The organism is Streptococcus tangpeifui (genome assembly GCF_044503215.1).
Taxonomy (GTDB): domain Bacteria; phylum Bacillota; class Bacilli; order Lactobacillales; family Streptococcaceae; genus Streptococcus; species Streptococcus tangpeifui.
Genome location: NZ_CP172427.1, coordinates 99,347 through 124,283 on the forward strand (window position 1 = coordinate 99,347; position 24,937 = coordinate 124,283).

The 24,937-nt window shown below is 42.1% G+C and carries 34 protein-coding genes; 33 read left to right on the plus strand and 1 reads right to left on the minus strand.

Annotation, left to right across the window (positions count from 1 at the left end; all coding sequences use genetic code 11):
- The first annotated feature begins 14 nt into the window (after positions 1-14).
- The 30 genes from rplD to ACFSN5_RS00720 all read left to right on the plus strand — a co-directional run bounded on the left by rplD (position 15) and on the right by ACFSN5_RS00720 (position 16,227).
- The gene (gene rplD, locus ACFSN5_RS00575) at positions 15-638 is read left to right on the plus strand and encodes a 50S ribosomal protein L4 (protein WP_165212449.1); all 624 of its coding nucleotides are present in this window, start codon (positions 15-17) and stop codon (positions 636-638) included.
- The gene (locus tag ACFSN5_RS00580) at positions 638-934 is read left to right on the plus strand and encodes a 50S ribosomal protein L23 (protein ID WP_019769788.1); all 297 of its coding nucleotides are present in this window, start codon (positions 638-640) and stop codon (positions 932-934) included. Before rplD ends, ACFSN5_RS00580 begins: the two co-directional genes overlap by 1 nt.
- Positions 935-951: 17 nt before the next feature.
- Entirely contained in the window at positions 952-1,785 is an 834-nt protein-coding gene (gene rplB, locus ACFSN5_RS00585; protein ID WP_165212447.1) for a 50S ribosomal protein L2, read from the plus strand.
- A gap of 339 nt (positions 1,786-2,124) precedes the next feature.
- A complete protein-coding gene (gene rpsS, locus ACFSN5_RS00590; protein ID WP_002959393.1) occupies positions 2,125-2,400 on the plus strand; it encodes a 30S ribosomal protein S19 in 276 nt (91 codons plus the stop codon).
- Between the two features lie 15 nt (positions 2,401-2,415).
- Positions 2,416-2,760, plus strand: a complete 345-nt coding sequence (gene rplV, locus ACFSN5_RS00595; protein ID WP_004228640.1) for a 50S ribosomal protein L22 — start codon at positions 2,416-2,418, stop codon at positions 2,758-2,760.
- 12 nt (positions 2,761-2,772) lie between these two features.
- Positions 2,773-3,426: a 30S ribosomal protein S3 gene (gene rpsC, locus ACFSN5_RS00600; protein ID WP_004226514.1), complete on the plus strand. Its 654-nt coding sequence runs from the start codon at positions 2,773-2,775 to the stop codon at positions 3,424-3,426.
- Positions 3,427-3,429: 3 nt separating this feature from the next.
- Positions 3,430-3,843 (plus strand): 50S ribosomal protein L16, encoded by a 414-nt coding sequence (rplP, locus tag ACFSN5_RS00605; RefSeq protein WP_165212445.1) that lies wholly within the window; start codon positions 3,430-3,432, stop codon positions 3,841-3,843.
- A 9-nt stretch (positions 3,844-3,852) separates the two neighbouring features.
- A complete protein-coding gene (rpmC, locus tag ACFSN5_RS00610; RefSeq protein WP_165212443.1) occupies positions 3,853-4,059 on the plus strand; it encodes a 50S ribosomal protein L29 in 207 nt (68 codons plus the stop codon).
- A gap of 26 nt (positions 4,060-4,085) precedes the next feature.
- Complete coding sequence (gene rpsQ / locus ACFSN5_RS00615; RefSeq protein WP_004226848.1) at positions 4,086-4,346, plus strand: 30S ribosomal protein S17; 261 nt, start codon at positions 4,086-4,088, stop codon at positions 4,344-4,346.
- Positions 4,347-4,370: 24 nt separating this feature from the next.
- Positions 4,371-4,739: a 50S ribosomal protein L14 gene (rplN, locus tag ACFSN5_RS00620; protein ID WP_002959382.1), complete on the plus strand. Its 369-nt coding sequence runs from the start codon at positions 4,371-4,373 to the stop codon at positions 4,737-4,739.
- A 96-nt stretch (positions 4,740-4,835) separates the two neighbouring features.
- Positions 4,836-5,141 (plus strand): 50S ribosomal protein L24, encoded by a 306-nt coding sequence (gene rplX / locus ACFSN5_RS00625; RefSeq protein WP_003001275.1) that lies wholly within the window; start codon positions 4,836-4,838, stop codon positions 5,139-5,141.
- A gap of 26 nt (positions 5,142-5,167) precedes the next feature.
- The gene (gene rplE, locus ACFSN5_RS00630; RefSeq protein ID WP_004227682.1) at positions 5,168-5,710 is read left to right on the plus strand and encodes a 50S ribosomal protein L5; all 543 of its coding nucleotides are present in this window, start codon (positions 5,168-5,170) and stop codon (positions 5,708-5,710) included.
- A 17-nt stretch (positions 5,711-5,727) separates the two neighbouring features.
- Positions 5,728-5,913, plus strand: coding sequence for a type Z 30S ribosomal protein S14 (locus ACFSN5_RS00635; protein ID WP_002959375.1), 186 nt, complete (start codon positions 5,728-5,730; stop codon positions 5,911-5,913).
- 292 nt (positions 5,914-6,205) lie between these two features.
- Complete coding sequence (gene rpsH / locus ACFSN5_RS00640; protein ID WP_004227018.1) at positions 6,206-6,604, plus strand: 30S ribosomal protein S8; 399 nt, start codon at positions 6,206-6,208, stop codon at positions 6,602-6,604.
- A 205-nt stretch (positions 6,605-6,809) separates the two neighbouring features.
- Positions 6,810-7,346 (plus strand): 50S ribosomal protein L6, encoded by a 537-nt coding sequence (gene rplF / locus ACFSN5_RS00645; protein ID WP_004226133.1) that lies wholly within the window; start codon positions 6,810-6,812, stop codon positions 7,344-7,346.
- A 100-nt stretch (positions 7,347-7,446) separates the two neighbouring features.
- Entirely contained in the window at positions 7,447-7,803 is a 357-nt protein-coding gene (gene rplR / locus ACFSN5_RS00650; RefSeq protein WP_003001342.1) for a 50S ribosomal protein L18, read from the plus strand.
- A gap of 17 nt (positions 7,804-7,820) precedes the next feature.
- The gene (gene rpsE / locus ACFSN5_RS00655; protein WP_165212441.1) at positions 7,821-8,315 is read left to right on the plus strand and encodes a 30S ribosomal protein S5; all 495 of its coding nucleotides are present in this window, start codon (positions 7,821-7,823) and stop codon (positions 8,313-8,315) included.
- A 14-nt stretch (positions 8,316-8,329) separates the two neighbouring features.
- Positions 8,330-8,512 carry a 50S ribosomal protein L30 gene (rpmD, locus tag ACFSN5_RS00660; RefSeq protein WP_165212439.1) on the plus strand — a complete coding sequence of 61 codons (183 nt, stop codon included), beginning with the start codon at positions 8,330-8,332 and terminating at the stop codon, positions 8,510-8,512.
- 134 nt (positions 8,513-8,646) lie between these two features.
- On the plus strand, positions 8,647-9,087 hold the full coding sequence (rplO, locus tag ACFSN5_RS00665) for a 50S ribosomal protein L15 (protein ID WP_165212437.1): 441 nt from the start codon (positions 8,647-8,649) through the stop codon (positions 9,085-9,087).
- 15 nt (positions 9,088-9,102) lie between these two features.
- Positions 9,103-10,407 carry a preprotein translocase subunit SecY gene (gene secY / locus ACFSN5_RS00670; RefSeq protein ID WP_004228821.1) on the plus strand — a complete coding sequence of 435 codons (1,305 nt, stop codon included), beginning with the start codon at positions 9,103-9,105 and terminating at the stop codon, positions 10,405-10,407.
- A gap of 94 nt (positions 10,408-10,501) precedes the next feature.
- Positions 10,502-11,140 carry an adenylate kinase gene (locus ACFSN5_RS00675; protein WP_165212435.1) on the plus strand — a complete coding sequence of 213 codons (639 nt, stop codon included), beginning with the start codon at positions 10,502-10,504 and terminating at the stop codon, positions 11,138-11,140.
- Positions 11,141-11,255: 115 nt separating this feature from the next.
- Positions 11,256-11,474, plus strand: coding sequence for a translation initiation factor IF-1 (gene infA / locus ACFSN5_RS00680; protein ID WP_001040189.1), 219 nt, complete (start codon positions 11,256-11,258; stop codon positions 11,472-11,474).
- Positions 11,475-11,499: 25 nt separating this feature from the next.
- Positions 11,500-11,616 (plus strand): 50S ribosomal protein L36, encoded by a 117-nt coding sequence (gene rpmJ, locus ACFSN5_RS00685; RefSeq protein ID WP_002959355.1) that lies wholly within the window; start codon positions 11,500-11,502, stop codon positions 11,614-11,616.
- 17 nt (positions 11,617-11,633) lie between these two features.
- Positions 11,634-11,999 (plus strand): 30S ribosomal protein S13, encoded by a 366-nt coding sequence (gene rpsM / locus ACFSN5_RS00690; RefSeq protein WP_004229861.1) that lies wholly within the window; start codon positions 11,634-11,636, stop codon positions 11,997-11,999.
- Positions 12,000-12,024: 25 nt separating this feature from the next.
- Complete coding sequence (gene rpsK, locus ACFSN5_RS00695) at positions 12,025-12,408, plus strand: 30S ribosomal protein S11 (protein WP_002959353.1); 384 nt, start codon at positions 12,025-12,027, stop codon at positions 12,406-12,408.
- A 51-nt stretch (positions 12,409-12,459) separates the two neighbouring features.
- A complete protein-coding gene (locus ACFSN5_RS00700) occupies positions 12,460-13,398 on the plus strand; it encodes a DNA-directed RNA polymerase subunit alpha (protein WP_165212433.1) in 939 nt (312 codons plus the stop codon).
- Between the two features lie 14 nt (positions 13,399-13,412).
- On the plus strand, positions 13,413-13,799 hold the full coding sequence (gene rplQ, locus ACFSN5_RS00705) for a 50S ribosomal protein L17 (protein WP_165212431.1): 387 nt from the start codon (positions 13,413-13,415) through the stop codon (positions 13,797-13,799).
- 481 nt (positions 13,800-14,280) lie between these two features.
- A complete protein-coding gene (locus ACFSN5_RS00710; protein WP_165212429.1) occupies positions 14,281-14,724 on the plus strand; it encodes a zinc-dependent MarR family transcriptional regulator in 444 nt (147 codons plus the stop codon).
- Positions 14,724-15,428: a metal ABC transporter ATP-binding protein gene (locus ACFSN5_RS00715; protein WP_165212427.1), complete on the plus strand. Its 705-nt coding sequence runs from the start codon at positions 14,724-14,726 to the stop codon at positions 15,426-15,428. Before ACFSN5_RS00710 ends, ACFSN5_RS00715 begins: the two co-directional genes overlap by 1 nt.
- Complete coding sequence (locus ACFSN5_RS00720) at positions 15,421-16,227, plus strand: metal ABC transporter permease (RefSeq protein WP_165212425.1); 807 nt, start codon at positions 15,421-15,423, stop codon at positions 16,225-16,227. Before ACFSN5_RS00715 ends, ACFSN5_RS00720 begins: the two co-directional genes overlap by 8 nt.
- 76 nt (positions 16,228-16,303) lie before the next feature.
- Here ACFSN5_RS00720 and tyrS read toward each other — a convergent pair whose 3' ends face one another.
- The gene (gene tyrS, locus ACFSN5_RS00725) at positions 16,304-17,560 is read right to left on the minus strand and encodes a tyrosine--tRNA ligase (RefSeq protein ID WP_165212423.1); all 1,257 of its coding nucleotides are present in this window, start codon (positions 17,558-17,560) and stop codon (positions 16,304-16,306) included.
- A gap of 102 nt (positions 17,561-17,662) precedes the next feature.
- Between tyrS and pbp1b the strand changes: the two genes are divergently transcribed.
- From pbp1b to rpoB, 3 genes are all read left to right on the plus strand, one after another.
- Complete coding sequence (pbp1b, locus tag ACFSN5_RS00730; protein WP_206222667.1) at positions 17,663-20,074, plus strand: penicillin-binding protein PBP1B; 2,412 nt, start codon at positions 17,663-17,665, stop codon at positions 20,072-20,074.
- A gap of 234 nt (positions 20,075-20,308) precedes the next feature.
- Positions 20,309-20,671 carry a hypothetical protein gene (locus ACFSN5_RS00735; protein ID WP_165212421.1) on the plus strand — a complete coding sequence of 121 codons (363 nt, stop codon included), beginning with the start codon at positions 20,309-20,311 and terminating at the stop codon, positions 20,669-20,671.
- Between the two features lie 656 nt (positions 20,672-21,327).
- Positions 21,328-24,906 carry a DNA-directed RNA polymerase subunit beta gene (gene rpoB / locus ACFSN5_RS00740; RefSeq protein WP_165329449.1) on the plus strand — a complete coding sequence of 1,193 codons (3,579 nt, stop codon included), beginning with the start codon at positions 21,328-21,330 and terminating at the stop codon, positions 24,904-24,906.
- The last annotated feature ends 31 nt before the right edge of the window (positions 24,907-24,937 follow it).

The following is a 24,937-nucleotide window of genomic DNA, read 5'->3' on the forward strand; positions in this document are numbered from 1 at the left end:
AGAAAACAGTTATAATGGCAAACGTAAAACTATTTGACCAAACTGGTAAAGAAGTTAGCACAGTTGAATTGAACGACGCTGTCTTCGGTATCGAGCCAAACGAATCAGTAGTGTTCGACGTCGTAATCAGCCAACGTGCGAGTCTTCGCCAAGGTACTCATGCGGTTAAAAACCGTTCGGCAGTATCTGGTGGTGGTCGTAAGCCATGGCGCCAAAAAGGAACTGGACGTGCGCGTCAAGGTTCTATTCGTGCACCACAATGGCGTGGTGGTGGTGTCGTCTTCGGTCCTACTCCACGTTCATATGCTTACAAATTCCCACAAAAAGTTCGTCGCCTTGCTTTGAAATCAGTTCTCTCAGCTAAAGTTGCTGAAGAAAAGCTGGTTGCTGTGGACGCTCTTTCATTTGCAGCACCAAAAACTGCTGAATTTGCAAAGGTTCTTAGCGCACTTAGCATTGATTCAAAAGTGCTTGTTGTTTTGGAAGAAGGAAATAATGTGGCTGAACTGTCAGCTCGCAACCTCCCTAACGTAACTGTTGCTACGGCAACAACTGCAAGTGTTCTTGATATCATAAATGCAGACAAACTTCTTATTACTAAAGAAGCGATCTCTACAATCGAGGAGGTTCTTGCATAATGAACTTGTACGACGTAATCAAAAAACCTGTTATCACTGAAAAGTCAATGCTTGACTTGGAAAACGGAAAATATACATTTGAAGTTGATACACGTGCTCACAAATTGCTCATCAAGCAAGCTGTTGAAGCTGCTTTTGATGGCGTAAAAGTTGCCAGTGTCAATACTGTAAATGTTAAGCCAAAACAAAAGCGTGTTGGCCGTTACACAGGATTTACAAGTAAAACTAAAAAAGCTATCGTTACTCTTACAGCTGACTCAAAAGCAATTGAGTTGTTCGCAGCTGAAGCTGAATAATCTAAGGAGGAAATAAGGTGGGTATTAAAGTTTTTAAACCAACAACAAATGGCCGTCGTAATATGACTTCTTTGGATTTTGCAGAAATCACTACAAACACTCCTGAGAAATCATTGCTTATTTCTTTGAGCAAGACTGCTGGTCGTAATAATAATGGCCGTATTACAGTTCGCCACCATGGTGGAGGACATAAACGTCACTATCGTATCATCGACTTTAAACGTAACAAAGATGGTGTTGAAGCAGTTGTTAAAACCATTGAATACGATCCAAATCGTACAGCTAACATCGCCCTTGTTCACTACACTGACGGTGTGAAAGCCTACATCATTGCCCCTAAGGGTCTTGAAGTTGGTCAACGTATCGTATCTGGACCAGATGCTGACATCAAGGTTGGTAATGCTTTGCCATTGGCGAATATTCCGGTTGGTACCATCATTCATAACATTGAGTTGAAACCTGGTAAGGGCGGAGAACTTGTTCGTGCGGCTGGTGCATCAGCTCAAGTGCTTGGTCAAGAAGGTAAATACGTTCTTGTTCGTCTTCAATCTGGTGAAGTTCGTATGATTCTTGGAACTTGCCGTGCAACTGTCGGGGTTGTTGGCAACGAACAACAATCATTGATTAACCTTGGTAAGGCTGGACGTAATCGTTGGAAAGGTGTTCGTCCAACTGTCCGCGGTTCAGTCATGAACCCTAATGATCACCCTCACGGTGGTGGTGAAGGTAAAGCACCTGTCGGACGTAAAGCGCCGTCTACTCCTTGGGGTAAACCTGCGCTTGGTCTTAAGACACGTAGCAAAAAAGCTAAATCAAACAAACTTATTGTTCGTCGTCGTAACGAAAAATAGGCGGCCGAGCAGAAGTTTGTTAAAACTTCTTAGCGAGACCATCGCGCAGTTGACGTGGAAAATAGTAAGTTAAAAAACGCCGCTGTTTGACCGTCAACCACTGCGCCGGTCAGTTATGAACATTCCGCCAGCTCGGTAGGGTTTATCAGGGAAAACTCAATTTGGAACGTTTGGTTGTTGCTGCCGATTTCGCATAGCAGTTGATTGCAGTTTCTTGTAGATGGCTATAAGAAATTTCTAATCAACTTGCGAGGGCAGGACGACGAATTAGTTGAATATTGGGCTTATGCCCTGCGCGCCCAAGCCGCTGTGGTACTTATTTAAAGGAGAAAATACTAAATGGGACGCAGTCTTAAAAAAGGACCTTTCGTTGATGAGCACTTGATGAAAAAAGTTGAGGCTCAAGCCAACGAAGAAAAGAAAAAAGTTATCAAAACTTGGTCACGTCGTTCAACGATTTTCCCAAGTTTTATCGGTTATACAATTGCTGTTTATGATGGACGTAAACACGTACCAGTTTATATCCAAGAAGACATGGTAGGTCACAAGCTTGGTGAATTTGCACCGACACGTACTTACAAAGGTCACGCAACAGACGATAAGAGAACTCGTTAATAGGAGGAGGACACAATGGCAGAAATTACTTCAGCTAAAGCAATGGCTCGTACAGTGCGTGTTTCACCTCGTAAAACACGTCTTGTTCTAGACCTTATCCGTGGTAAGGACGTTGCTGATGCAATCGCAATCTTGAAATTCACTCCAAATAAAGCTGCAAGTGTAGTTGAAAAAGTTTTGAATTCAGCTATCGCAAATGCGGAAAACAACTTTGGTTTGGAAAAAGCAAACTTGGTCGTATCTGAAACCTTTGCCAACGAAGGACCAACCATGAAACGGTTCCGTCCACGTGCCAAGGGTTCAGCGTCGCCAATCAACAAACGCACAACTCACGTAACCGTAGTTGTTGCAGAAAAATAAGGAGGTAAAATCGTGGGTCAAAAAGTACATCCAAATGGTATGCGCGTCGGAATCATCCGTGATTGGGATGCGAAATGGTATGCTGAAAAAGAATACGCAGATTACCTTCATGAAGATTTGGCAATCCGCAAATTCATCAAGAAAGAATTGGCTGATGCTTCAGTTTCAACAATTGAAATTGAACGTGCAGTGAATAAAGTTATCGTTTCACTTCATACTGCAAAGCCAGGTATGGTTATCGGTAAAGGTGGCGCTAATGTTGATGCTCTTCGCGCTAAATTGAACAAATTGACTGGAAAGCAAGTGCACATCAATATTGTTGAAATTAAAACACCAGATTTGGACGCACATCTGGTTGGTGAAAACATTGCTCGCCAATTGGAGCAACGTGTTGCTTTCCGTCGTGCACAAAAACAAGCGATTCAACGCACAATGCGTGCTGGAGCAAAAGGGATTAAAACGCAAGTATCTGGCCGTTTGAACGGTGCAGATATCGCCCGTGCAGAAGGATACTCAGAAGGTACCGTTCCACTTCATACGCTGCGTGCAGATATCGACTATGCTTGGGAAGAAGCAGACACTACTTACGGAAAACTTGGTGTTAAAGTTTGGATTTATCGTGGTGAAGTGCTTCCAGCTCGTAAAAACACTAAAGGAGGCAAATAACAAATGTTAGTACCTAAACGTGTTAAACACCGTCGTGAATTCCGTGGAAAGATGCGTGGTGAAGCTAAGGGTGGCAAGACAGTAGCTTTCGGTCAATATGGCTTGCAAGCAACAACTAGCCACTGGATTACTAACCGCCAAATCGAAGCTGCTCGTATCGCAATGACGCGTTACATGAAACGTGGTGGTAAAGTTTGGATTAAAATTTTCCCTCATAAATCATACACCGCAAAAGCTATCGGGGTACGTATGGGATCTGGTAAAGGGGCACCTGAAGGTTGGGTTGCACCAGTTAAACGTGGCAAAGTCATGTTTGAAATTGCTGATGTTTCAGAAGAAGTGGCGCGTGAAGCTCTTCGTTTGGCTAGCCACAAATTGCCGGTTAAGACTAAATTCGTAAAACGCGAAGCAGAATAAGGAGAAGACATGAAACTTAAAGAAATCAAAGAGTTTGTTGCTGAGCTTCGTGGCTTGTCTCAAGAAGAACTTGCTCATAAAGAAAGCGAACTAAAAAAAGAACTTTTTGATCTTCGTTTCCAAGCAGCTGCAGGTCAACTTGATCAAACTGCTCGTTTGAACGAAGTCAAAAAACAAATTGCACGTGTGAAAACGGTGCAAGCAGAAAACAAATAATAGATTGGGAAAGGAGTATTCTAATAATGGAACGTAATCAACGCAGAACCCTTGTTGGACGTGTCGTCTCAGACAAGATGGACAAAACAATCACTGTTGTAGTTGAAACAAAACGTAACCACCCAGTCTATGGTAAACGTATCAACTATTCTAAAAAATACAAAGCACATGATGAAAACAATACTGCTAAGGAAGGCGATATCGTCCGCATCATGGAAACTCGCCCACTATCAGCTACAAAGCATTTCCGTCTTGTAGAAGTGGTGGAAGAAGCTGTTATTATCTAATCAAACTAAAAGGAGACATTTGACATGATTCAACAAGAAAGTCGCTTGAAAGTTGCTGATAATAGCGGTGCTCGTGAAATCTTGACTATCAAAGTTCTTGGTGGTTCAGGACGTAAATTCGCTAACATCGGTGACGTTATTGTTGCCTCTGTAAAACAAGCTACACCAGGTGCGGCTGTAAAAAAAGGTGACGTTGTTAAAGCTGTTATCGTTCGTACAAAATCTGGTGCTCGTCGTGCTGATGGTTCTTATATCAAATTCGATGAAAATGCAGCAGTTTTGATCCGTGATGATAAAACTCCTCGCGGAACACGTATTTTCGGTCCGGTTGCACGCGAATTGCGTGAAAACGGCTATATGCGTATCGTATCTTTGGCACCGGAAGTTCTTTAATTTCCTGCCTCAATAGAAAAACAAACTTAGTCCCCTAGCTAGTTATCTAGGGTGCCCTAGTGTAGAGGGCGTAAGAAATAATAGGAGAAATACTCAATGTTTGTAAAAAAAGGCGACAAGGTTCGCGTTATTGCTGGTAAGGACAAAGGCACAGAAGCTGTAGTTCTCAAGGCGCTTCCAAAAGTAAATAAGGTTGTAGTTGAAGGTGTTGCTATTGTCAAGAAACACCAAAAGCCAAACAACGAAAACCCTCAAGGGGCTATCGTTGAAGTTGAAGCACCAATTCACGCTTCAAACGTTCAAGTTTTAGATAAAAACGGCGTTGCTGGGCGTGTTGGATACAAGTTTGTTGACGGCAAGAAAGTTCGTTACAACAAAAAATCAGGCGAAGTGCTTGATTAATCACGAAGGAAAGGAGAAAGTATATAATGGCTAATCGTCTTAAAGAAAAATACACTAATGAAGTAGTTCCTGCTTTGACGGAAAAATTTAACTACTCATCAGTCATGGCCGTTCCAAAAGTTGAGAAAATTGTTCTTAACATGGGTGTTGGTGATGCTGTAAACAATGCAAAAAACCTAGAAAAAGCTGCTGCTGAATTGGCTCTTATCTCAGGTCAAAAACCATTGATTACCAAAGCTAAAAAATCAATCGCCGGTTTCCGCCTTCGTGAAGGGGTAGCAATCGGTGCTAAGGTTACTCTTCGTGGTGAACGCATGTACGAATTTTTGGATAAATTGGTAACTGTTTCACTCCCACGTGTCCGTGACTTCCATGGTGTCCCAACAAAATCTTTTGATGGACGCGGAAATTACACTCTTGGTATTAAAGAACAATTGATTTTCCCAGAAATCAACTTTGATGATGTTGATAAGGTCCGTGGTTTGGATGTTGTTATTGTTACAACAGCTAATACCGATGAAGAGTCACGCGAATTGCTCACAGGCCTTGGTATGCCTTTTGCAAAATAAAATAGGAGGTAAATGTAATGGCTAAAAAATCTATGATTGCTAAGAACCACCGCAAAGCGAAGTTCTCTACGCAAGCTTATACTCGTTGCGAACGTTGTGGTCGCCCACATTCAGTTTACCGCAAGTTTAAACTTTGCCGTGTTTGCTTCCGTGAATTGGCTTACAAAGGCCAAATTCCAGGCGTTACTAAAGCGTCTTGGTAAAAACATGATACGAGTGCGTTAAAAGCTCACCGTGAAAATTGGAGATTTGACACAGGCGACTTGCGCCTAGGAAAATCTATCTTTTTCACAAAGAGCTTAGCACGAATTCAAATAACATGATGCAAAGTCGGCCGATATGAATCTAGGTGAAGCTTTGTGGAAAAAGGTAGACTTTTTTAGAAAACGAAGCTTCTACACCAAGTTTCCTATTTTATGATGGCTTTTATCGCCCTTTGTATCATATTTAACTAGCAAGTGAGTTTTCAAACTACTAGTAAGGAGAAAATTTAAAATGGTTATGACTGACCCAATTGCAGACTTTTTAACACGTATTCGTAACGCTAACCAAGCTCGTCACGAAGTACTTGAAGTTCCTGCATCAAACATTAAAAAAGGAATTGCTGAAATTCTTAAACGTGAAGGTTTTGTGAAAAATGTTGAAGTTATTGAAGATGACAAGCAAGGAATTGTGCGTGTCTTCTTGAAATATGGACAAGATGGTCAACGTGTTATCACAAACTTGAAACGTATTTCAAAACCGGGTCTTCGTGTTTACGCGAAACGTGAAGAACTTCCAAAGGTTCTGAATGGCCTTGGAATTGCAATCATTTCTACTTCTGAAGGTCTTTTGACCGATAAAGAAGCTCGCCAAAAGAATGTTGGTGGAGAAGTAATTGCCTACGTTTGGTAATCTCGTAAGAGGTGCCAACAACTTGCTCATTTGAACACGGGCTAAAACCTGTGTGAAAAAGATAAACTTTCCTAGAAACCTGAGTTTCTGCGTCAAGTTTTCTATTTTCACTTTGGTTTTGACGCCCTTTGTATCATGAGTACCCCGTGAAAACTAGTCGCCTGACAAGGCGGCCTGATAATTTAACAGGAGAAAACAAAAAACTATGTCACGTATTGGTAATAAAGTTATTGTGTTGCCTGCTGGTGTTGAAATCACTAATAAGGACCACGTTGTAACTGTAAAAGGACCTAAAGGTGAACTCGTTCGTGAGTTTGACCATAATATTGAAATTAAAGTTGAAGGTAATGAAGTAACACTTCATCGCCCTAATGATTCTAAGGAAATGAAGACCATTCACGGAACAACTCGTGCTAACCTTAACAATATGGTTGTCGGTGTTTCAGAAGGGTTCCAAAAAGAGCTTGAAATGCGTGGGGTCGGTTATCGTGCCCAGCTTCAAGGTTCTAAGCTTGTGCTTTCTGTTGGTAAATCACACCAAGATGAAGTTGAAGCTCCTAAGGATGTAACATTTGAATTGCCTAGTCCAACTCAAATCGTTGTTAAGGGAATCAACAAAGAAGTTGTTGGCCAAACAGCGGCCTATATCCGTGGGCTTCGTTCACCAGAACCTTATAAAGGCAAAGGTATTCGTTACGTTGGTGAATATGTTCGTCGTAAAGAAGGTAAAACAGGTAAATAATAGATGGTGTCAGGTGCAGATTCTCTGTTATCTGTCATTCTCTAAATTGACGAGAGTTGGCTAAAACTAACTCATCATAGAAATTTAAGAGGTGAAAATTGTGATTTCGAAACCAGATAAAAACAAAATCCGCCAAAAGCGCCATCGTCGCGTTCGCGGAAAACTCTCTGGAACTGCTGATCGCCCACGTTTGAACGTCTTTCGTTCTAATACAGGCATCTACGCTCAAGTGATTGATGACGTAGCGGGTGTAACGCTCGCAAGTGCTTCAACTCTTGATAAGGAAGTTTCTAAGGGAACTAAGACAGAACAGGCCGTTGTTGTCGGTAAACTTGTTGCTGAACGCGCAGTAGCTAAAGGTATTTCTGAAGTGGTGTTTGACCGCGGTGGATATCTCTATCACGGACGTGTGAAAGCTTTGGCTGACTCAGCTCGTGAAAACGGATTGAAATTCTAATAGGGAGGACACTAAACATGGCATTTAAAGACAATGCAAATGAATTTGAAGAACGCGTCGTTGCCATCAACCGGGTTTCTAAAACTGTAAAAGGTGGACGTAACTTGCGGTTTGCCGCTCTTGTAGTTGTTGGTGACCGCAATGGGCGTGTTGGCTTTGGTACTGGTAAATCTAAAGAAGTTCCAGAAGCTATTCGCAAAGCAGTAGACAATGCTAAGAAGAACTTGATCGATGTTCCTATGGTTGGTACAACAATTCCTCACGAAGTTTACTCAAACTTCGCTGGAGCTCGTGTGTTGTTGAAACCAGCTGTTGAAGGGGCTGGTGTTGCCGCTGGCGGTGCCGTCCGCGCCGTTGTAGAATTGGCTGGTGTTTCGGATGTGACTTCTAAGTCGCTTGGTTCGAACACTCCAATCAACATTGTTCGTGCAACTGTTGAAGGTTTGAAGCAATTGAAACGTGCCGATGAAGTCGCTGCTCTTCGTGGTATTTCAGTTTCTGACTTAGGATAAGAAAGGGGATAAACATGGCTAAAATTAAGATTACTTTGTCTAAGTCTCCAATCGGTCGTAAGCCAGAACAACGCAAGACAGTTGTTGCTCTTGGACTTGGCAAATTGAACAGCTCAGTTGTACAAGAAGATAACTCTGCTGTTCGTGGTATGATCAAAACAGTTTCTCATTTGGTAACTGTTGAAGATGTAAAATAGAAGATAGTAAGTCGCAAGGTTTTTCTTTGCGACTTATACTAAATTAAGAGATAATGTATAGGCGAGTTTTTGGGGAGAGTCCTTTTCCCTCCTCAAGGGCGCTAGCATTTTACAAAAAAAGGAGAAAATTAGACATGAAACTTCATGAATTGAAACCAGCTCAAGGTTCCCGCAAGGTTCGCAACCGCGTCGGTCGTGGGACTTCATCAGGAAATGGTAAGACTGCAGGACGTGGTCAAAAAGGTCAAAAAGCACGTAGTGGTGGTAAAGTTCGTTTGGGATTTGAAGGTGGACAAACACCTTTGTTCCGCCGTATGCCAAAACGTGGTTTTACGAACATCAATGCAAAGGAATATGCTTTGGTGAACCTTGATCAATTGAACGTCTTTGAAGATGGTACAGAAGTAACACCAGTTGTTTTGAAAGAAGCTGGAATTGTTCGTGCTGAAAAATCAGGCGTTAAGGTTCTAGGTAATGGTGAACTGACTAAGAAATTAACTGTTAAAGCAGCTAAATTCTCAAAATCTGCCGAAGCAGCTATTACCGCTAAAGGTGGTTCAATCGAAGTCATCTAATGAGGAGTACTCATTATGTTCTTTAAATTATTATTTGAAGCATTGAGGCTGAAAAATGTAAGAAGAAAAATTTTCTTTACAATTTTCATGATCTTGGTTTTCCGGATTGGTGCTTACATTACGGTTCCAGGGGTCAATGCGACAAGTCTTGAGAATATGAAGGATTTACCTTTCCTGAATATGCTCAACCTAATTAGCGGTAGTGCTATGGGGTCCTTCTCAATCTTTGCGTTGGGGGTTAGCCCGTACATTACAGCTTCCATCGTTGTTCAGCTTTTGCAGATGGATATTTATCCGCGCTTTGTTGAATGGAGTAAGCAGGGAGAAGTTGGTCGGCGTAAGCTCAATCAAGCAACGCGTTATATTTCCTTGGTTTTGGCTTTCATCCAATCTGTTTCGATTACGGCAGGCTTTAATATTCTTGCTAGTTCAAAGCTTTTGGCTAATCCAAATCCTAGGACTTTTGCTATGGTAGGTTTAATTTTAACTACAGGTACCGTAATTGTCACCTGGCTGGGAGATCAAATCACCGATAAAGGTTTTGGTAATGGGGTGTCGATGATTATCTTTGCTGGTATCATCGCGCAAATTCCTAGTGCTATTAAATCTATCTATAACGAATATTTTGTAAATATTGAATCAGGGCAAATGACAAATTCCTTCATTTATGTCGGACTTCTGATTTTTGCAGTTCTGATTATTGTCTTTTTTACAACGTTTGTTCAACAAGCTGAATATCAAATTCCAATTCAATATACCAAGCTGGTACAGGGGGCTCCAACAAGCTCCTATCTCCCGCTTAAGGTTAATCCTGCTGGTGTTATCCCTGTTATCTTCGCAAGTTCGATCACGGCAGCACCAAGTTCGATTATAACCTTCCTTCAAAGTACCAATATCAACCTTCCTTGGTTGGACAATTTGCAAGAGCTCTTTTCTTACCAATCTCCTACAGGGATGGCTATCTACGCTGTTCTGATTGCTCTCTTCTCCTTCTTCTATACCTTTGTACAGGTTAATCCAGAGAAGACGGCTGAGAATTTGCAAAAGAATGCAGCTTATATTCCAAGTGTTCGTCCGGGACGGGAAACGGAGCAGTATCTATCATCGCTTCTGAAGAAGTTAGCTACTATCGGCTCTCTCTTCTTGGCTTTTATTGCTTTGATTCCAATTATCGCCCAACAAATGTTTAACTTATCTTCAACCGTTGCTCTAGGGGGTACAAGTTTGCTCATCTTGATTTCAACTGGTATTGAAGGAATGAAACAATTGGAAGGTTATCTTCTGAAGAAAAAATATGTTGGATTTATGAATGCAGAATAGAATAGAGGTTGACTCAGTCAGCCTTTCTATTTTGTCTTTTAATAAGCTTGCTAAGTTAGCAGGCTTATTTAAAAACAAAATAAGGAGACAAATTATGAATCTTTTAATTATGGGCTTGCCAGGTGCTGGAAAGGGTACTCAGGCAGCGAAAATTGTGGAAAAATTTGGTATTGCTCATATCTCAACAGGTGACATGTTCCGGGCCGCTATTGCTAACCAAACAGAGCTCGGTCTCTTGGCCAAGTCCTATATGGATAAGGGTGACCTAGTGCCGGATGAGGTTACTAACGGTATTGTCAAGGAACGCTTGGGTCAAGCTGATGTTAAGGAAAAGGGGTTCTTGCTTGATGGTTATCCACGAACACTTGAACAAGCACAAGTTTTGGATACGATTTTGAAAGAATTGGATCTTAAGTTAGATGCTGTTATCAATATCGAAATTGAATCAAGCAAATTGGTTGAACGTTTGAGCGGCCGAATCATTAACCGTAAAACGGGTGAAACCTATCATAAGGTTTTCAACCCGCCTGCAGATTACAAGGAAGAAGATTACTACCAGCGCGAGGATGATAAGCCTGAAGCAGTTAAACGCCGTTTGGAAGTGAATATTGCCCAAGGTCAGCCAATTATCGCCTACTATCGCCAACAAGATCTTGTTCATGATATTCAAGGAAATCAAGAAATTGACAATGTCTTCAAAGACGTCAGCCAAACAATTTCAGGCTTGAAATAATTTGGCTATCTTACTTGCGCAAGTGATTTACTTGTGATATCATAAGATAGTCTGACTTATAATTGTTACCCTTGTGCTCAAGGGAATCGAATCGAAATTTAGGGGGTACTTTTGCGTGGCAAAAGAAGATGTGATTGAAATTGAAGGCAAAGTTGTAGAAACGATGCCAAATGCTATGTTTACAGTTGAGCTTGAAAATGGTCACCAAATTTTGGCGACAGTTTCGGGAAAAATCCGCAAGAACTACATCCGTATTTTGGTCGGAGACCGTGTCACTGTTGAAATGAGCCCATACGACTTAACGCGTGGACGCATCACATACCGCTTTAAATAATCGAATGAATTGGAGGGATTAAGATATGAAGGTAAGACCATCGGTTAAGCCAATCTGCGAATATTGTAAAGTTATTCGCCGTAACGGTCGTGTTATGGTTATTTGTCCATCAAATCCAAAACACAAACAACGTCAAGGATAATATAGAAAGGAGAAAAAATGGCTCGTATTGCTGGAGTTGATATTCCAAACGATAAGCGCGTAGTGATTTCGTTAACTTATATTTACGGAATCGGATTGACAACATCACAAAAAATCTTGGCCGCAGCAGGTGTCTCAGAAGATATCCGTGTTAAAGATTTAACGACTGACCAAGAAGACGCTATCCGTCGTGAAGTTGATAGCATCAAAGTTGAAGGTGATCTTCGTCGTGAAGTAAACATGAACATCAAACGTTTGATGGAAATCGGTTCTTATCGAGGAATTCGTCATCGTCGCGGACTTCCTGTCCGTGGCCAAAACACAAAAAATAATGCTCGTACTCGTAAAGGTAAAGCCGTTGCGATTGCTGGCAAGAAAAAATAAGTAATCAAAATAAGGAGGTAAAATCTTGGCTAAACCAACACGTAAACGTCGTGTGAAAAAGAACATCGAATCTGGTGTTGCTCATATTCACGCTACATTTAACAACACTATTGTTATGATTACAGATGTGCATGGTAACGCTTTGGCGTGGTCATCTGCGGGTGCACTTGGCTTTAAAGGTTCTCGTAAATCGACACCTTTCGCTGCACAAATGGCTGCTGAAGCTGCTGCAAAATCTGCTCAGGATCATGGCTTGAAGACAGTTGAAGTTACTGTTAAAGGTCCAGGTTCTGGTCGTGAATCAGCTATTCGTGCTCTTGCGGCTGCAGGTCTTGAAGTCACTGCAATTCGTGATGTGACTCCTGTGCCACACAACGGTGCTCGTCCTCCAAAACGTCGTCGTGTATAATCGTAACTAATTTACTAACTGTACACTACATCGTTTCGAGGGAGCATTTAAATGATTGAGTTTGAAAAACCAACAATAACAAAAATTGATGAAAATAAAGATTATGGCAAGTTTGTTATCGAACCACTTGAACGTGGTTACGGAACAACTCTAGGCAACTCTCTTCGTCGTGTACTTCTGTCTTCACTTCCAGGTGCAGCGGTAACGTCAATCAAGATTGATGGAGTACTTCACGAGTTTGATACCATCCCTGGAGTGCGTGAAGATGTGATGCAAATTATCCTTAATGTAAAAGGACTTGCTGTAAAATCTTACGTCGAAGACGAAAAAACAATCGAACTGGATGTTCAAGGACCGGCAGAAGTAACTGCTGGAGATGTCTTGACTGATAGTGACATCGAAATTGTAAATCCCGACCACTATCTTTTCACTATTGCTGAAGGCCATTCCCTAAAAGCAACAATGACTGTTGCTAAGAATCGTGGTTATGTCCCAGCAGAAGGCAACAAGAGTGATAGTGCACCTGTCGGAACTTTGGCAGTAGATTCAATCTACACACCTGTTAAAAAGGTTAATTATCAAGTTGAGCCGGCTCGCGTTGGTAGCAATGACGGTTTTGATAAGTTAACCATTGAAATTATGACGAATGGGACAATTATTCCTGAAGATGCTCTCGGTCTTTCGGCACGTGTCCTAATTGAACACTTGAATCTCTTTACCGATTTGACTGAGATTGCGAAGACAACTGAGGTTATGAAGGAAACTGAAAGTGTTTCAAATGATCAAGTGTTGGACCGTACCATCGAAGAAATTGACTTGTCTGTTCGTTCATATAACTGTTTGAAACGTGCAGGAATTAATACTGTATTTGACCTCACGGAAAAAACAGAGCCTGAAATGATGAAAGTTCGTAACTTGGGACGTAAAAGTCTTGAAGAAGTTAAGGTCAAATTGGCAGAACTTGGTCTTGGGCTAAAAAATGATAAATAAAATAGGAGGATAAAATGGCTTACCGTAAACTAGGACGCACTAGCTCACAACGTAAAGCGATGCTACGTGATTTGACTACAGACCTTTTGATTAATGAATCAATTGTGACTACTGAAGCTCGTGCAAAAGAACTTCGCAAAACAGTCGAAAAAATGATTACTCTTGGTAAACGTGGTGATTTGCATGCCCGTCGTCAAGCAGCAGCTTTCGTACGTAACGAAATTGCATCTGAAAGTTATGATGAAGCAAATGATGAATACACTTCAACAACTGCTCTTCAAAAACTTTTTGGCGAAATTGCTCCACGTTATGCAGAACGCAATGGTGGATACACTCGAATTCTGAAAACTGAACCACGCCGTGGCGATGCTGCACCAATGGCAATTATTGAACTTGTATAAGATCATCAATTTTGTTGAGTGTTATGATGATGGATATCCATTTGCTGATATCTTAGTCTAGCTCTGGTCTACCGCTGAAGGACTCTTCCCTTCAGCGGGAACACTCATCATATTTTTGTAGGAAACAAAAGCGTAACGCTTGTTTACGAAATTATTCTTCCAAAGGCTTAGAGTGATTTCGTAAGCAGGCGTTTTTTGTTTGGTAAAACTTTCTCCCCAAGCTGAATTGGGAAATGCCTCTAGCGATTCCATCGCTTGGTGGGGTGAACATCGCGAATTAACTTAGTTAAACTCTCAGAGTACCTCTAAAGCATTGGGACTAAGATTTAAATTGAGAAATCAGCAGATCGTTATCTCTGATTGACTTTCGGTAGATGGCAGTTAGACTAGGATTTTTCGCAATCCGTTTTAGGCTTCTAATCTTGACCAGAGATTGTTTAAATGTTATGATGTTAATTGTTAACTAGTTAAGGAGTTTCTTATGTCTGAATTAGCGAAACGGCTGGATAGCTTTTTTAATAAAATTTTGCTACTAGCTGAACACCAAAATGAATTATTGTTGGGGCGATGTCAATCTGATTTAGAATTGACTAATACTCAGGAACATATTCTGATGCTCTTATCCCATGAACGCCTGACAAATTCTGATCTAGCAAAACGTTTGCAGGTTAGTCAAGCCGCGATTACTAAGGCGGTTAAAGCCATGATTAAACAGAATCTCTTAGAAACGCTTAAGGATGATGCTGATGCACGAATTACCTATTATTCCTTGACGGATGCTGCTAAGGTAGCTGCTCAGGAACATGACCAGCACCACCAATCAACCTTATCTGTCTATGATAAAATTTTAGATGGCTTTTCAGATGATGAGCAAAAGACTATTGCTAGCTTTATCAGCAAATTGGAGGAGGAGTTTAATTACTAATGCGCTATATTACTGTTGAAAATTTGTCCTTTCAATATGATACAGACCCAGTTCTCGAAGGGATTAATTACTACCTCGATAGTGGCGAGTTTGTGACCTTGACTGGGGAAAATGGTGCAGCTAAATCCACCCTAATCAAGGCGACTCTGGGAATTCTCAAGTCAAAGCATGGTCAAGTCAAGATTTCTGAGTTTAATCAAGATGGTAAGAAGTTGCGTTTAGCCTATTTGCCTCAGCAAATTGCCAGTTTTAATGCGGGTTTTCCTTCAACGGTTTATGAATTTGTTAAGTCGGGGCGCTACCCCCGTAATGGCTGGTTTCGACGACTGACCAAGCACGATGAAGAACATGTTAAAGTTAGTTTGGAATCAGTGGGGATGTGGGAAAATCGATACAAAAAAATTGGTGATTTGAGTGGGGGTCAAAAACAGCGAGCGGTTATTGCTCGGATGTTTGCCTCTGATCCTGATATCTTTGTCCTTGATGAGCCGACTACGGGGATGGATGCTGGTACTACTCAGACCTTTTACGAATTGATGCATCACAGCGCTCATAAGCACGGGAAGTCTGTTCTGATGATTACCCATGATCCAGAAGAGGTTAAGGGTTATGCGGACCGAAATATTCATCTAGTGAGAAATCAGGACCTGCCTTGGCGTTGTTTCAATATTCATGGTAGTGAGGAGGGGTCTGAAATTGCTTGAGATTTTACAGTATGAATTTATGCAGCGGGCTCTTTTGGCTGTTATTGCTATCAGTATTTTTTCGCCGATTTTAGGTTTGTTCCTCATTCTCCGCCGGCAGAGTCTGATGAGTGATACTTTGAGTCATGTTTCTTTGGCTGGAGTGGCCTTTGGAATTCTCTTGGGGTGGAACACGACCTGGTCAACGGTTTTAATCGTTATAATTGCCGCTCTTGTTCTTGAATACTTGCAGAGAGTTTATCGCAATTATATTGAGATTTCGACGGCTATTTTAATGTCTCTTGGCTTGGCCATTTCTCTGATAGTGGTTAGTAAGACCAGCAGCTCTAACATTAGCTTGGATCAATATCTTTTTGGTTCGATTATTACCATTAGTCAGGAGCAGGTTTTGGCTCTCTTTGTCATTGCTGTGATTGTTTTGCTTTTGACTCTCTTTTTTATCCGCCCTATGTATATTCTGACCTTCGATGAGGATACGGCCTTTGTTGATGGTTTGCCTGTCCGTTTGATGTCAGTAGCTTTTAATATTGTTACTGGAATTGCCATTGCCCTTATGATTCCAGCGGCAGGTGCCCTTTTGGTTTCAACCATTATGGTCTTGCCTGCAGGAATTGCTATGCGTCTGGCTGATAGCTTTAAAGGAGTTATTCTAACAGCCATTGGTATTGGCTTTGTTGGTATGCTGTTAGGGATTGTTCTCTCCTATTATTGGGAGACGCCAGCTAGTGCTACCATTACGATTATTTTTATTGCGATGTTTTTAATTGTCAGTCTTCTAGATCGCTTGATTAAAGATTAGTGATTGACTTTAATGTTTAATAGAAAAAGGTCGAGATGTCAGTACCTCTCGACCTTTTATATTATAATTTTCAAGTTTAGTAAGTCAAAACGAAATATTTTTTCTTACCACGGCGGATAACGGTCAGTTCATTATCAATTTTATCGCTATCAGAGATCGTGTAATCCAAATCTTGAAGGCGCTCACCATTGAGATAGATAGCCCCGTTTTGAACATCTTCACGGGCTTGTCGCTTAGAAGAAGAGATACCACTCTTGACCAACATCTCAACAATATTGAAATCATCGTCTGCCTGAACAGCATAGGTAGGAACGCCGCTGAGCCCTTGCTTAAGTTCTGCAGCAGACAAGCTTTTGATGTTTCCGGCGAAGAGCTGTTCGGTGATCTTTAAAGCTTCTTGGTAAGCTTCCTCTCCGTGAACCAAGGTAACAACTTCCTTGGCCAAAATCTTTTGGGCAAGGCGTTCGTGGCGAGCTGCGTTGAATTTTTCTTCGATTTCGGCGATTTCATCTAGAGATAGGAAGGTGAAAATCTTAAGGAAACGAACGGCATCATCATCCATGACATTGAGCCAAAATTGATACATTTCGTATGGCGAAGTCTTGTCAGCATCCAACCAGACGGCATTGCCTTCTGATTTACCGAATTTCTTACCGGTTGCATCTGTAATCAATGGAACTGTTATAACGTGAGCAGTCTTGTCTGCCTTACGACGCAAGAGATCCGTTCCGGCTGTCATGTTGCCCCATTGGTCGGAACCGCCTATTTGCAGGGTGACATTATATTTTTGATTGAGCTCGTAGAAGTCGTAGCCTTGCATAATTTGGTAGGCGAACTCAGTATAGGAAATTCCGGTTTCAATCCGTTTTTTAACAGACTCCTTACTCATCATATAGTTGACGGTGAAGTATTTACCAATATCACGCAAAAAATCGATAAAGCTGATGGATCCGAACCAGTCGTAGTTGTTGACCATGACGGCTTTATTGTCACCATTGTCAAAGTCGAGGAAGCGAGAGAGCTGGCCTTGAATCTTGCCGACCCATCCCTCAACGGTTTCTTTGGTTTGGAGGCTGCGTTCGGCATCTTTGAAGGATGGATCGCCAATCAATCCGGTTGCTCCGCCCACTAAGGCATAGGGCTTATGACCAGCCTGCTGCAGACGGCGAGAAACCAAGATAGCAACCAAGTGACCCAAGTGTAGGCTGTCAGCTGTTGGATCATAGCCGGTGTAAAAGGAAATAGTTTCCTCTTCAAAAGCTTTTCGTAGCGCTTCTTCGTCGGTTGTTTGGAAAACCAACCCACGTTCTTTAAGTTCGTCAAAAATTGTCATAGTTTCTCTCCAATAAAGATAATAGTATGACTATTATATCAGAATTGCAGACGGCCATGCAAGTTGACTTTGATTTTGATATAATAGCCTCGAGGTTAGGCTATGTTTAATAAGATAAAGGAATATGGAAGAAAGTTGGGCCGTTCCGTTACTGCTTTTAAGAGCACGTTTCAGAAGCGACTTCCAGAGCAGATTAGACAAAAAGAAGGTGGTCTCAGCAAGGGCGTTAAGAGCAAGCGAGCAGAAGCTGAGGAGAGGCTTTCTGGTAAGGATCTGGGGGCTGTTTTCTTGCGTAGTCTCAAGGTGGTATCAGACTTTTTCTATATCATTGTTCTCCTAATTTGTATGCTGGGAGCTGGTTTGGGAGTCGGTTATATGGCTAGTCAAATTGACAGTGTTAAGGTTCCAGAAAAGACCAACCTTCTTGAGCAAGTGAGTTCAGTCAGTCTAGTATCCAAATTCACCTATGCTAATGATGAAGATTTGGCTGAAGTAGATACGGATCTTTTTCGCAGTCCTGTCAAAAGTACTGACATTTCTGACAATGTCAAACATGCCATTATTGCAACAGAGGACGAAAATTTTAAGTCCCACCATGGTGTTGTTCCCAAGGCTGTTTTTCGGGCTTTAGTTTCTTCTGTTTTAGGTGTTGGTTCTACTAGTGGAGGGTCAACCTTGACTCAGCAGGTTATTAAGCAGCAGGTGGTTGGTGATGACCCTACCTTTAAGCGGAAGGCAAGAGAAATCATTTATGCTCTAGCTTTAGAGCGTTATATGACCAAGGATGATATCCTGACCTCTTATCTTAATGTTTCGCCGTTTGGTCGTAACAATAAAGGAGAGAATATTGCAGGAATCGAAGAGGCGTCACAAGGTATCTTTGGCGTGTCAGCCAAGGATTTAACAGTTCCTCAGGCAGCCTACATTGCTGGCTTGCCCCAGAGCCCTATTGTTTATTCACCTTATGCGACAGATGGCAGTCTGAAAACTCAGGCAGATTTGGCTTATGGTCTCTCTCGCCAGAAAACCGTTCTATATAACATGTACCGAACAGGCTATCTGACTAAGAAAGAGTATCGAGCCTATAAGTCGTACGATATTAGTAAAGACTTTAAAGCAAGCGAGAATTCCAGCACAGTTAATCACGATTATCTCTACTATGCTGTATGGGAGGAAGCCCAGAAAGATATGTATCATTATCTTATCCAACGGGATAATGTTTCGGCCTTAGATTTGAAGAATGATAAAACGGTGGCTAACTATAAGCAATTAGCTGCTGAAGCCCTGCAAACTGGTGGTTATCACATCAAAACGACTGTCAATAAAAAGGTTTATGAAGCTATGCAAGGGACTGTCCAAAGTGCAGGTAGCAGCTTAGATGCTGGAAATAGCGGGACTGTAGATGTCGGCAATGTTCTGATGGATAATAAAACTGGAGCTATTCTGGGCTTTGTTGGAGGTCGGAATTATGGGGCTAATCAAAATAACCATGCCTTAGATACTAAACGCTCACCTGGTTCCAGTATTAAGCCAATTCTGGCCTATGGCATTGCTATTGATCAGGGCTTGATGGGATCGGCTTCAATCTTATCCAACTACCCAGCTAGCTTTTCAGGTGGAACTAAAATTATGCACGGGACAGATGAAGGAACAGGAGCGGTTACGCTTCAAGAAGCTCTGGATGTATCTTGGAATATTCCAGCTTATTGGACTTATCAAATGCTGCGGCAAAAAGGAGTCGATGTTGAGGGCTATATGACCAAGATGGGCTATCAGATCGATAACTACGATATTGAAAGCTTGCCTTTAGGCGGTGGTATTGAGACAACGGTACTGCAGCAGACCAATGCTTATCAGACATTGGCTAACGGTGGTGTCTACCAACAAGGCTACCTAATTCAGTCGATAAGGGATAGCAAGGGCAAAGTTATCTATGAGCATCAAGAAAATCCGGTGACTGTTTACAGCAAGGCGACTGCCAGCATTATGACGGACTTGCTTCGTGGTCCGATTTCCTCTGGTAAGACGACCAAGTTTAAAGATGATCTTAATGGTCTTAACTCGGGCCTCATGTCGGATGCGGATTGGATTGGCAAGACCGGAACAACTGATAATTATAGCGATGTCTGGCTCATGCTAGCAACGCCAACAGTGACTCTGGGGGGCTGGGCTGGCCATGATGACAACTCACCCTTAAGTTCAAATACTGGCTATGAAAATAATGCTCAGTACATGGCTAATTTGGTCAATGCTATTAATTCGGCTGATGCTTCTGTTTTTGGTCCAGGTCAAAAGTTTGCTTTGGATGACAGTGTTATTAAAGCGACGGTTCTTAAGTCAACTGGACTCAAGCCTGCTTCGGTTTCTCATGACGGTAAAACGGCCGATTTGAATGGTGATACTACCACCAGCAACTGGGCTAAAGATGGACCTGGCGACTCCACTTATGACTTTATGATCGGAGGCAGCGATAGTGATAAGACAGCTGCTTGGAAGTCAGCTAGTGGTCAGTAGGGGCAGGGCAGATTAAATTGGCGGATGTGCGCATCTAGTAAGTGCAAATGCTGGTTTTAAAAGACTTAAGTCAAGGTCTTGGCCCTTATAAGCCCTTCCCTTAAGAACAGGTTCCTTCATTATCCTAAAATAAAAAGATTTGTCGGGACTTGGTGGAACATTTATAATAAAGACAGAATATTTTTGTCGATTCAGGAATGATAGTTAATCCTTGGAGATAGGAGGTGGCTTTCTATGCCAACAGTTTTTAATAATGATGACCTGCTCAGGCAGATCAGGCGAACTTCGACTGGGGTGGATAAGGTTTTTAAGCTGGAAAATATCAAGTTAGACTTGGGTAAAGTGAAGAACGAAGAAGGCCAAGAAGTCAGCGGTAACGATTACTTGGACCACTTGGTTGAAGCTGAAGAATATGACCAAGCTGCTCAGTTCATCGGTCAGCAGCTCAAGCATTTGAGTAACTATCAATATGACCATCTGGTGGACAGCTTTATTGCTTATTTGCAGAAGCTGGATGACGCCGCTCGAAGGCGAAATGGCCTAGACGCTGATAAGATAGAGGCTATACGTCAGGACTTGCGGGCTTTCAAGTGGTAAAGAATGGAGATGATCGAAGCTTCATAATAGAAACGGGGATATCCAGTTATGGTGGCTTAGTTTTCCCACAAAACAATCAATGAAAACAAAGTCCTCATTAGGTGTATACTCCCAGTGAGGGCTTTGTATGTTGATGCTTTACTGATGTTTTACTCTCGATTCAAGATCGCAACTTTCAAACTAATTCTAAATGCTCTAGGACAGGTGTTTAGTATAAGAAAAGTACCTACAACTAATGAATTTCGTCTCAGACTAAGTTCTGATTTTTAGTAGGAAGTTAGTATCATCAGGGTTACTAGGCTATAGAGTGAAAAAGTAGACTAAAATCTCTAGCTTTAAGGTCTCTCTACCTATAAAAATAAATTTGCAATTTTTAGCTAAATTGGTTATAATAATACCAACTATTTGTCGTCTAACTTGATTGAAATATTGTCCAATCAAGCGATACAGCAGTTAAATCAAACTTTTCTAGTCAGATTTAGCTGCTCTTTTTGTGCCTAATTTTGGGGATTTTTATAAATGTAACGTAAATATAAAGATTCTAAAAATTATCCATAAAATAACTCACAGATGATGAATAAGCTGTTAATTGACCTCGACTAACTCAGCTTTGAGCTGAGAAAGTCTTTGTATCTTACGATGAAGGAGATAGAAACTTGGCAGGACATGACGTTCAATACGGGAAACATCGCACCCGTCGAAGTTTTTCAAGAATCAAGGAAGCTCTTGATCTACCAAATTTAATTGAAATCCAAACGGATTCATTCCGAGATTTTTTGGAGAATGGCCTCAAGGAAGTCTTTGAAGATGTACTTCCGATTTCAAACTTTACCGATACCATGGAATTAGAGTTTGTTGGTTATGAGTTGAAGGAGCCCAAGTACAGTTTGGAAGAAGCTCGTATCCACGATGCTTCATACTCAGCACCAATCTTTGTGACTTTCCGTTTGATTAACAAAGAGACTGGTGAAATCAAAACTCAAGAAGTCTTCTTCGGTGATTTTCCAATCATGACAGAGATGGGGACCTTTATCATCAATGGTGGAGAACGGATTATCGTTTCTCAGTTGGTGCGTTCTCCAGGTGTTTATTTCAACGATAAGGTTGATAAAAACGGTAAAGTTGGTTACGGTTCAACCGTTATCCCTAATCGGGGGGCTTGGCTGGAATTGGAAACTGATTCTAAGGATATTGCCTATACCCGTATCGACCGGACTCGTAAGATTCCATTTACAACCTTGGTGCGGGCCCTTGGTTTTTCTGGTGATGATGAAATTATTGATATCTTTGGTGATAGCGAGTTGGTTCGCAATACTATTGAAAAAGATATCCACAAGAATCCAGCAGATGCTAGGACTGATGAAGCTCTTAAGGAAATCTACGAACGCTTACGTCCAGGTGAACCTAAGACAGCTGATAGTTCTCGTAGTCTTTTGACTGCTCGGTTCTTCGACCCTCGTCGCTATGACTTGGCTGCCGTTGGTCGTTACAAGATTAATAAGAAGCTCAATATCAAAACTCGTTTGCTCAACCAAACTCTAGCTGAAAACTTGGTCGATGGTGAAACAGGTGAAATCTTGGTCGAAGCCGGTACTGTCATGACTCGTGAGGTCATTGATTCTATTGCAGATGCCCTAGATAGTGGCCTTAATAGCTTTGTTTATACCCCAAATGATTACGCTGTTGTGACTGAACCAGTAGTTCTGCAAAAATTCAAGGTGGTTTCACCATTGGATGCTGACAAGGTAGTTACTATCGTTGGTAATTCTAATCCAGGTGATAAGGTCCGTGCCCTGACGCCTGCGGATATTTTGGCGGAAATGTCATATTTCCTCAATTTGGCAGAAGGTCTTGGTAAGGTTGATGATATTGACCACTTAGGTAACCGCCGGATTCGTGCTGTGGGTGAACTGTTAGCCAACCAATTCCGTATCGGTCTGACTCGGATGGAACGTAACGTGCGTGAACGCATGTCTGTTCAGGACAATGAAGCTCTGACGCCACAACAAATTATCAATATCCGCCCTGTTACAGCTGCAGTTAAGGAATTCTTCGGTTCTTCTCAATTGTCTCAATTCATGGATCAACACAATCCATTGTCTGAGCTGTCTCACAAACGTCGTTTGTCAGCTTTAGGCCCTGGTGGTTTGACTCGTGACCGTGCTGGTTATGAAGTGCGGGACGTGCACTATACCCATTATGGCCGGATGTGTCCAATTGAGACTCCTGAAGGACCAAACATCGGTTTGATCAATAATCTGTCTTCTTACGGTCACCTCAATAAGTACGGATTCATCCAAACACCATACCGCAAGGTTGACCGGTCAACTGGTAAGGTGACTAATGAAATCGTTTGGCTGACTGCGGATGAAGAAGATGAATACACCGTCGCTCAGGCCAACTCAAAGCTGAATGAAGATGGCACTTTTGCAGAAGAAATTGTCATGGGGCGTCACCAAGGGAACAACCAAGAATTTTCAGCTAGCTCGGTTGATTTTGTAGACGTTTCTCCTAAACAGGTTGTTGCGGTTGCAACCGCTTGTATCCCATTCTTGGAAAACGATGACTCCAACCGGGCCCTCATGGGTGCCAACATGCAGCGGCAAGCTGTACCATTGATTGATCCTAAGGCACCGTTCGTTGGTACAGGCATGGAATATCAAGCCGCTCATGATTCTGGTGCTGCTGTTATTGCTCAACATGACGGCCGAGTAACCTTCTCTGATGCTGAAAAGGTTGAAGTGCGACGTGAAGATGGCTCCCTTGATGTTTATCATATTACTAAGTTCCGTCGCTCTAACTCTGGTACTGCCTATAATCAACGCACTCTTGTTAAGGTTGGCGATCAGGTTGAAAAAGGTGACTTCATCGCTGATGGTCCTTCCATGGAAAAAGGTGAAATGGCTTTGGGTCGCAACCCAATCGTCGCTTACATGACTTGGGAAGGCTACAACTTCGAAGATGCGGTCATCATGAGTGAACGTCTGGTTAAGGAAGATGTTTATACTTCTGTCCACTTGGAAGAATTTGAATCAGAAACCCGTGATACTAAGTTAGGTCCTGAAGAAATTACACGCGAAATTCCAAATGTTGGGGAAGAAGCTCTCAAGGATTTGGATGAAATGGGTATTATCCGCATTGGTGCGGAAGTCAAGGAAGGCGACATCTTAGTTGGTAAGGTCACTCCTAAAGGGGAAAAAGACTTGTCAGCAGAAGAACGTCTCCTCCATGCCATCTTTGGTGATAAATCGCGTGAAGTGCGTGACACCTCTCTGCGGGTTCCACACGGTGGTGCTGGTATCGTCCGTGATGTCAAGATCTTTACACGGGCTAATGGTGATGAGCTTCAATCTGGTGTGAATATGCTGGTGCGAGTTTATATCGCTCAAAAGCGTAAGATTAAGGTCGGCGATAAAATGGCCGGTCGTCACGGTAATAAGGGGGTTGTTTCTCGGATTGTTCCGGTTGAAGACATGCCTTATTTGCCTGACGGAACACCTGTTGATATCATGCTGAACCCATTGGGTGTGCCATCTCGGATGAATATTGGACAAGTTATGGAACTCCACTTGGGCATGGCGGCTCGTAATCTAGGAATCCACATTGCAACGCCGGTCTTTGACGGGGCAACTTCTGAAGATCTTTGGGAAACCGTTGAAGAGGCTGGTATGGCTAGTGATGCTAAGACTGTCCTCTATGATGGTCGTACTGGTGAACCATTTGACAACCGCGTGTCTGTCGGAGTTATGTACATGATTAAGCTCCACCACATGGTTGACGATAAGCTCCATGCTCGTTCAACTGGTCCTTACTCACTTGTTACCCAACAACCTCTGGGTGGTAAAGCTCAGTTTGGTGGTCAACGTTTCGGGGAAATGGAAGTTTGGGCGCTGGAAGCTTATGGTGCTTCAAATGTGCTGCAAGAAATCTTGACTTACAAGTCAGATGATGTGACTGGCCGTCTCAAAGCTTATGAAGCTATTACTAAGGGTAAACCAATTCCAAAACCAGGGGTGCCGGAATCCTTCCGTGTCTTGGTTAAGGAGCTGCAATCACTTGGTCTTGACATGCGTGTGCTGGATGAAGATGATAAGGAAGTTGAACTGCGTGATCTTGACGAAGGTGAAGATGACGATGTCATGCATGTTGATGATCTGGAAAGGGCTCGTCAAAAGCAAGAAGCTGAGACTGCTCGCTTAGCACAAGCTGCTGAGAATCAACAGACCGAAGAATGAGATAGCTAATAGGTTGATTGAAAAGGACTCC

Coding starts and splice junctions, on each gene's coding strand:
- rpsE (WP_165212441.1), top strand. CDS start 7,821: ATGGCATTTAAAGACAATGCAAATGAATTTGAAGAACGCGTCGTTGCC.
- rpsM (WP_004229861.1), top strand. CDS start 11,634: ATGGCTCGTATTGCTGGAGTTGATATTCCAAACGATAAGCGCGTAGTG.
- rplV (WP_004228640.1), top strand. CDS start 2,416: ATGGCAGAAATTACTTCAGCTAAAGCAATGGCTCGTACAGTGCGTGTT.
- rplP (WP_165212445.1), top strand. CDS start 3,430: ATGTTAGTACCTAAACGTGTTAAACACCGTCGTGAATTCCGTGGAAAG.
- ACFSN5_RS00580 (WP_019769788.1), top strand. CDS start 638: ATGAACTTGTACGACGTAATCAAAAAACCTGTTATCACTGAAAAGTCA.
- rplQ (WP_165212431.1), top strand. CDS start 13,413: ATGGCTTACCGTAAACTAGGACGCACTAGCTCACAACGTAAAGCGATG.
- ACFSN5_RS00710 (WP_165212429.1), top strand. CDS start 14,281: ATGTCTGAATTAGCGAAACGGCTGGATAGCTTTTTTAATAAAATTTTG.
- ACFSN5_RS00700 (WP_165212433.1), top strand. CDS start 12,460: ATGATTGAGTTTGAAAAACCAACAATAACAAAAATTGATGAAAATAAA.
- rpmD (WP_165212439.1), top strand. CDS start 8,330: ATGGCTAAAATTAAGATTACTTTGTCTAAGTCTCCAATCGGTCGTAAG.
- rpmJ (WP_002959355.1), top strand. CDS start 11,500: ATGAAGGTAAGACCATCGGTTAAGCCAATCTGCGAATATTGTAAAGTT.
- rplX (WP_003001275.1), top strand. CDS start 4,836: ATGTTTGTAAAAAAAGGCGACAAGGTTCGCGTTATTGCTGGTAAGGAC.
- rplN (WP_002959382.1), top strand. CDS start 4,371: ATGATTCAACAAGAAAGTCGCTTGAAAGTTGCTGATAATAGCGGTGCT.
- rplF (WP_004226133.1), top strand. CDS start 6,810: ATGTCACGTATTGGTAATAAAGTTATTGTGTTGCCTGCTGGTGTTGAA.
- ACFSN5_RS00715 (WP_165212427.1), top strand. CDS start 14,724: ATGCGCTATATTACTGTTGAAAATTTGTCCTTTCAATATGATACAGAC.
- secY (WP_004228821.1), top strand. CDS start 9,103: ATGTTCTTTAAATTATTATTTGAAGCATTGAGGCTGAAAAATGTAAGA.
- ACFSN5_RS00735 (WP_165212421.1), top strand. CDS start 20,309: ATGCCAACAGTTTTTAATAATGATGACCTGCTCAGGCAGATCAGGCGA.
- rpsQ (WP_004226848.1), top strand. CDS start 4,086: ATGGAACGTAATCAACGCAGAACCCTTGTTGGACGTGTCGTCTCAGAC.
- rpmC (WP_165212443.1), top strand. CDS start 3,853: ATGAAACTTAAAGAAATCAAAGAGTTTGTTGCTGAGCTTCGTGGCTTG.
- rplE (WP_004227682.1), top strand. CDS start 5,168: ATGGCTAATCGTCTTAAAGAAAAATACACTAATGAAGTAGTTCCTGCT.
- ACFSN5_RS00675 (WP_165212435.1), top strand. CDS start 10,502: ATGAATCTTTTAATTATGGGCTTGCCAGGTGCTGGAAAGGGTACTCAG.
- pbp1b (WP_206222667.1), top strand. CDS start 17,663: ATGTTTAATAAGATAAAGGAATATGGAAGAAAGTTGGGCCGTTCCGTT.
- ACFSN5_RS00635 (WP_002959375.1), top strand. CDS start 5,728: ATGGCTAAAAAATCTATGATTGCTAAGAACCACCGCAAAGCGAAGTTC.
- rpsH (WP_004227018.1), top strand. CDS start 6,206: ATGGTTATGACTGACCCAATTGCAGACTTTTTAACACGTATTCGTAAC.
- rplO (WP_165212437.1), top strand. CDS start 8,647: ATGAAACTTCATGAATTGAAACCAGCTCAAGGTTCCCGCAAGGTTCGC.
- tyrS (WP_165212423.1), bottom strand. CDS start 17,560: ATGACAATTTTTGACGAACTTAAAGAACGTGGGTTGGTTTTCCAAACA.
- rplD (WP_165212449.1), top strand. CDS start 15: ATGGCAAACGTAAAACTATTTGACCAAACTGGTAAAGAAGTTAGCACA.
- rpsS (WP_002959393.1), top strand. CDS start 2,125: ATGGGACGCAGTCTTAAAAAAGGACCTTTCGTTGATGAGCACTTGATG.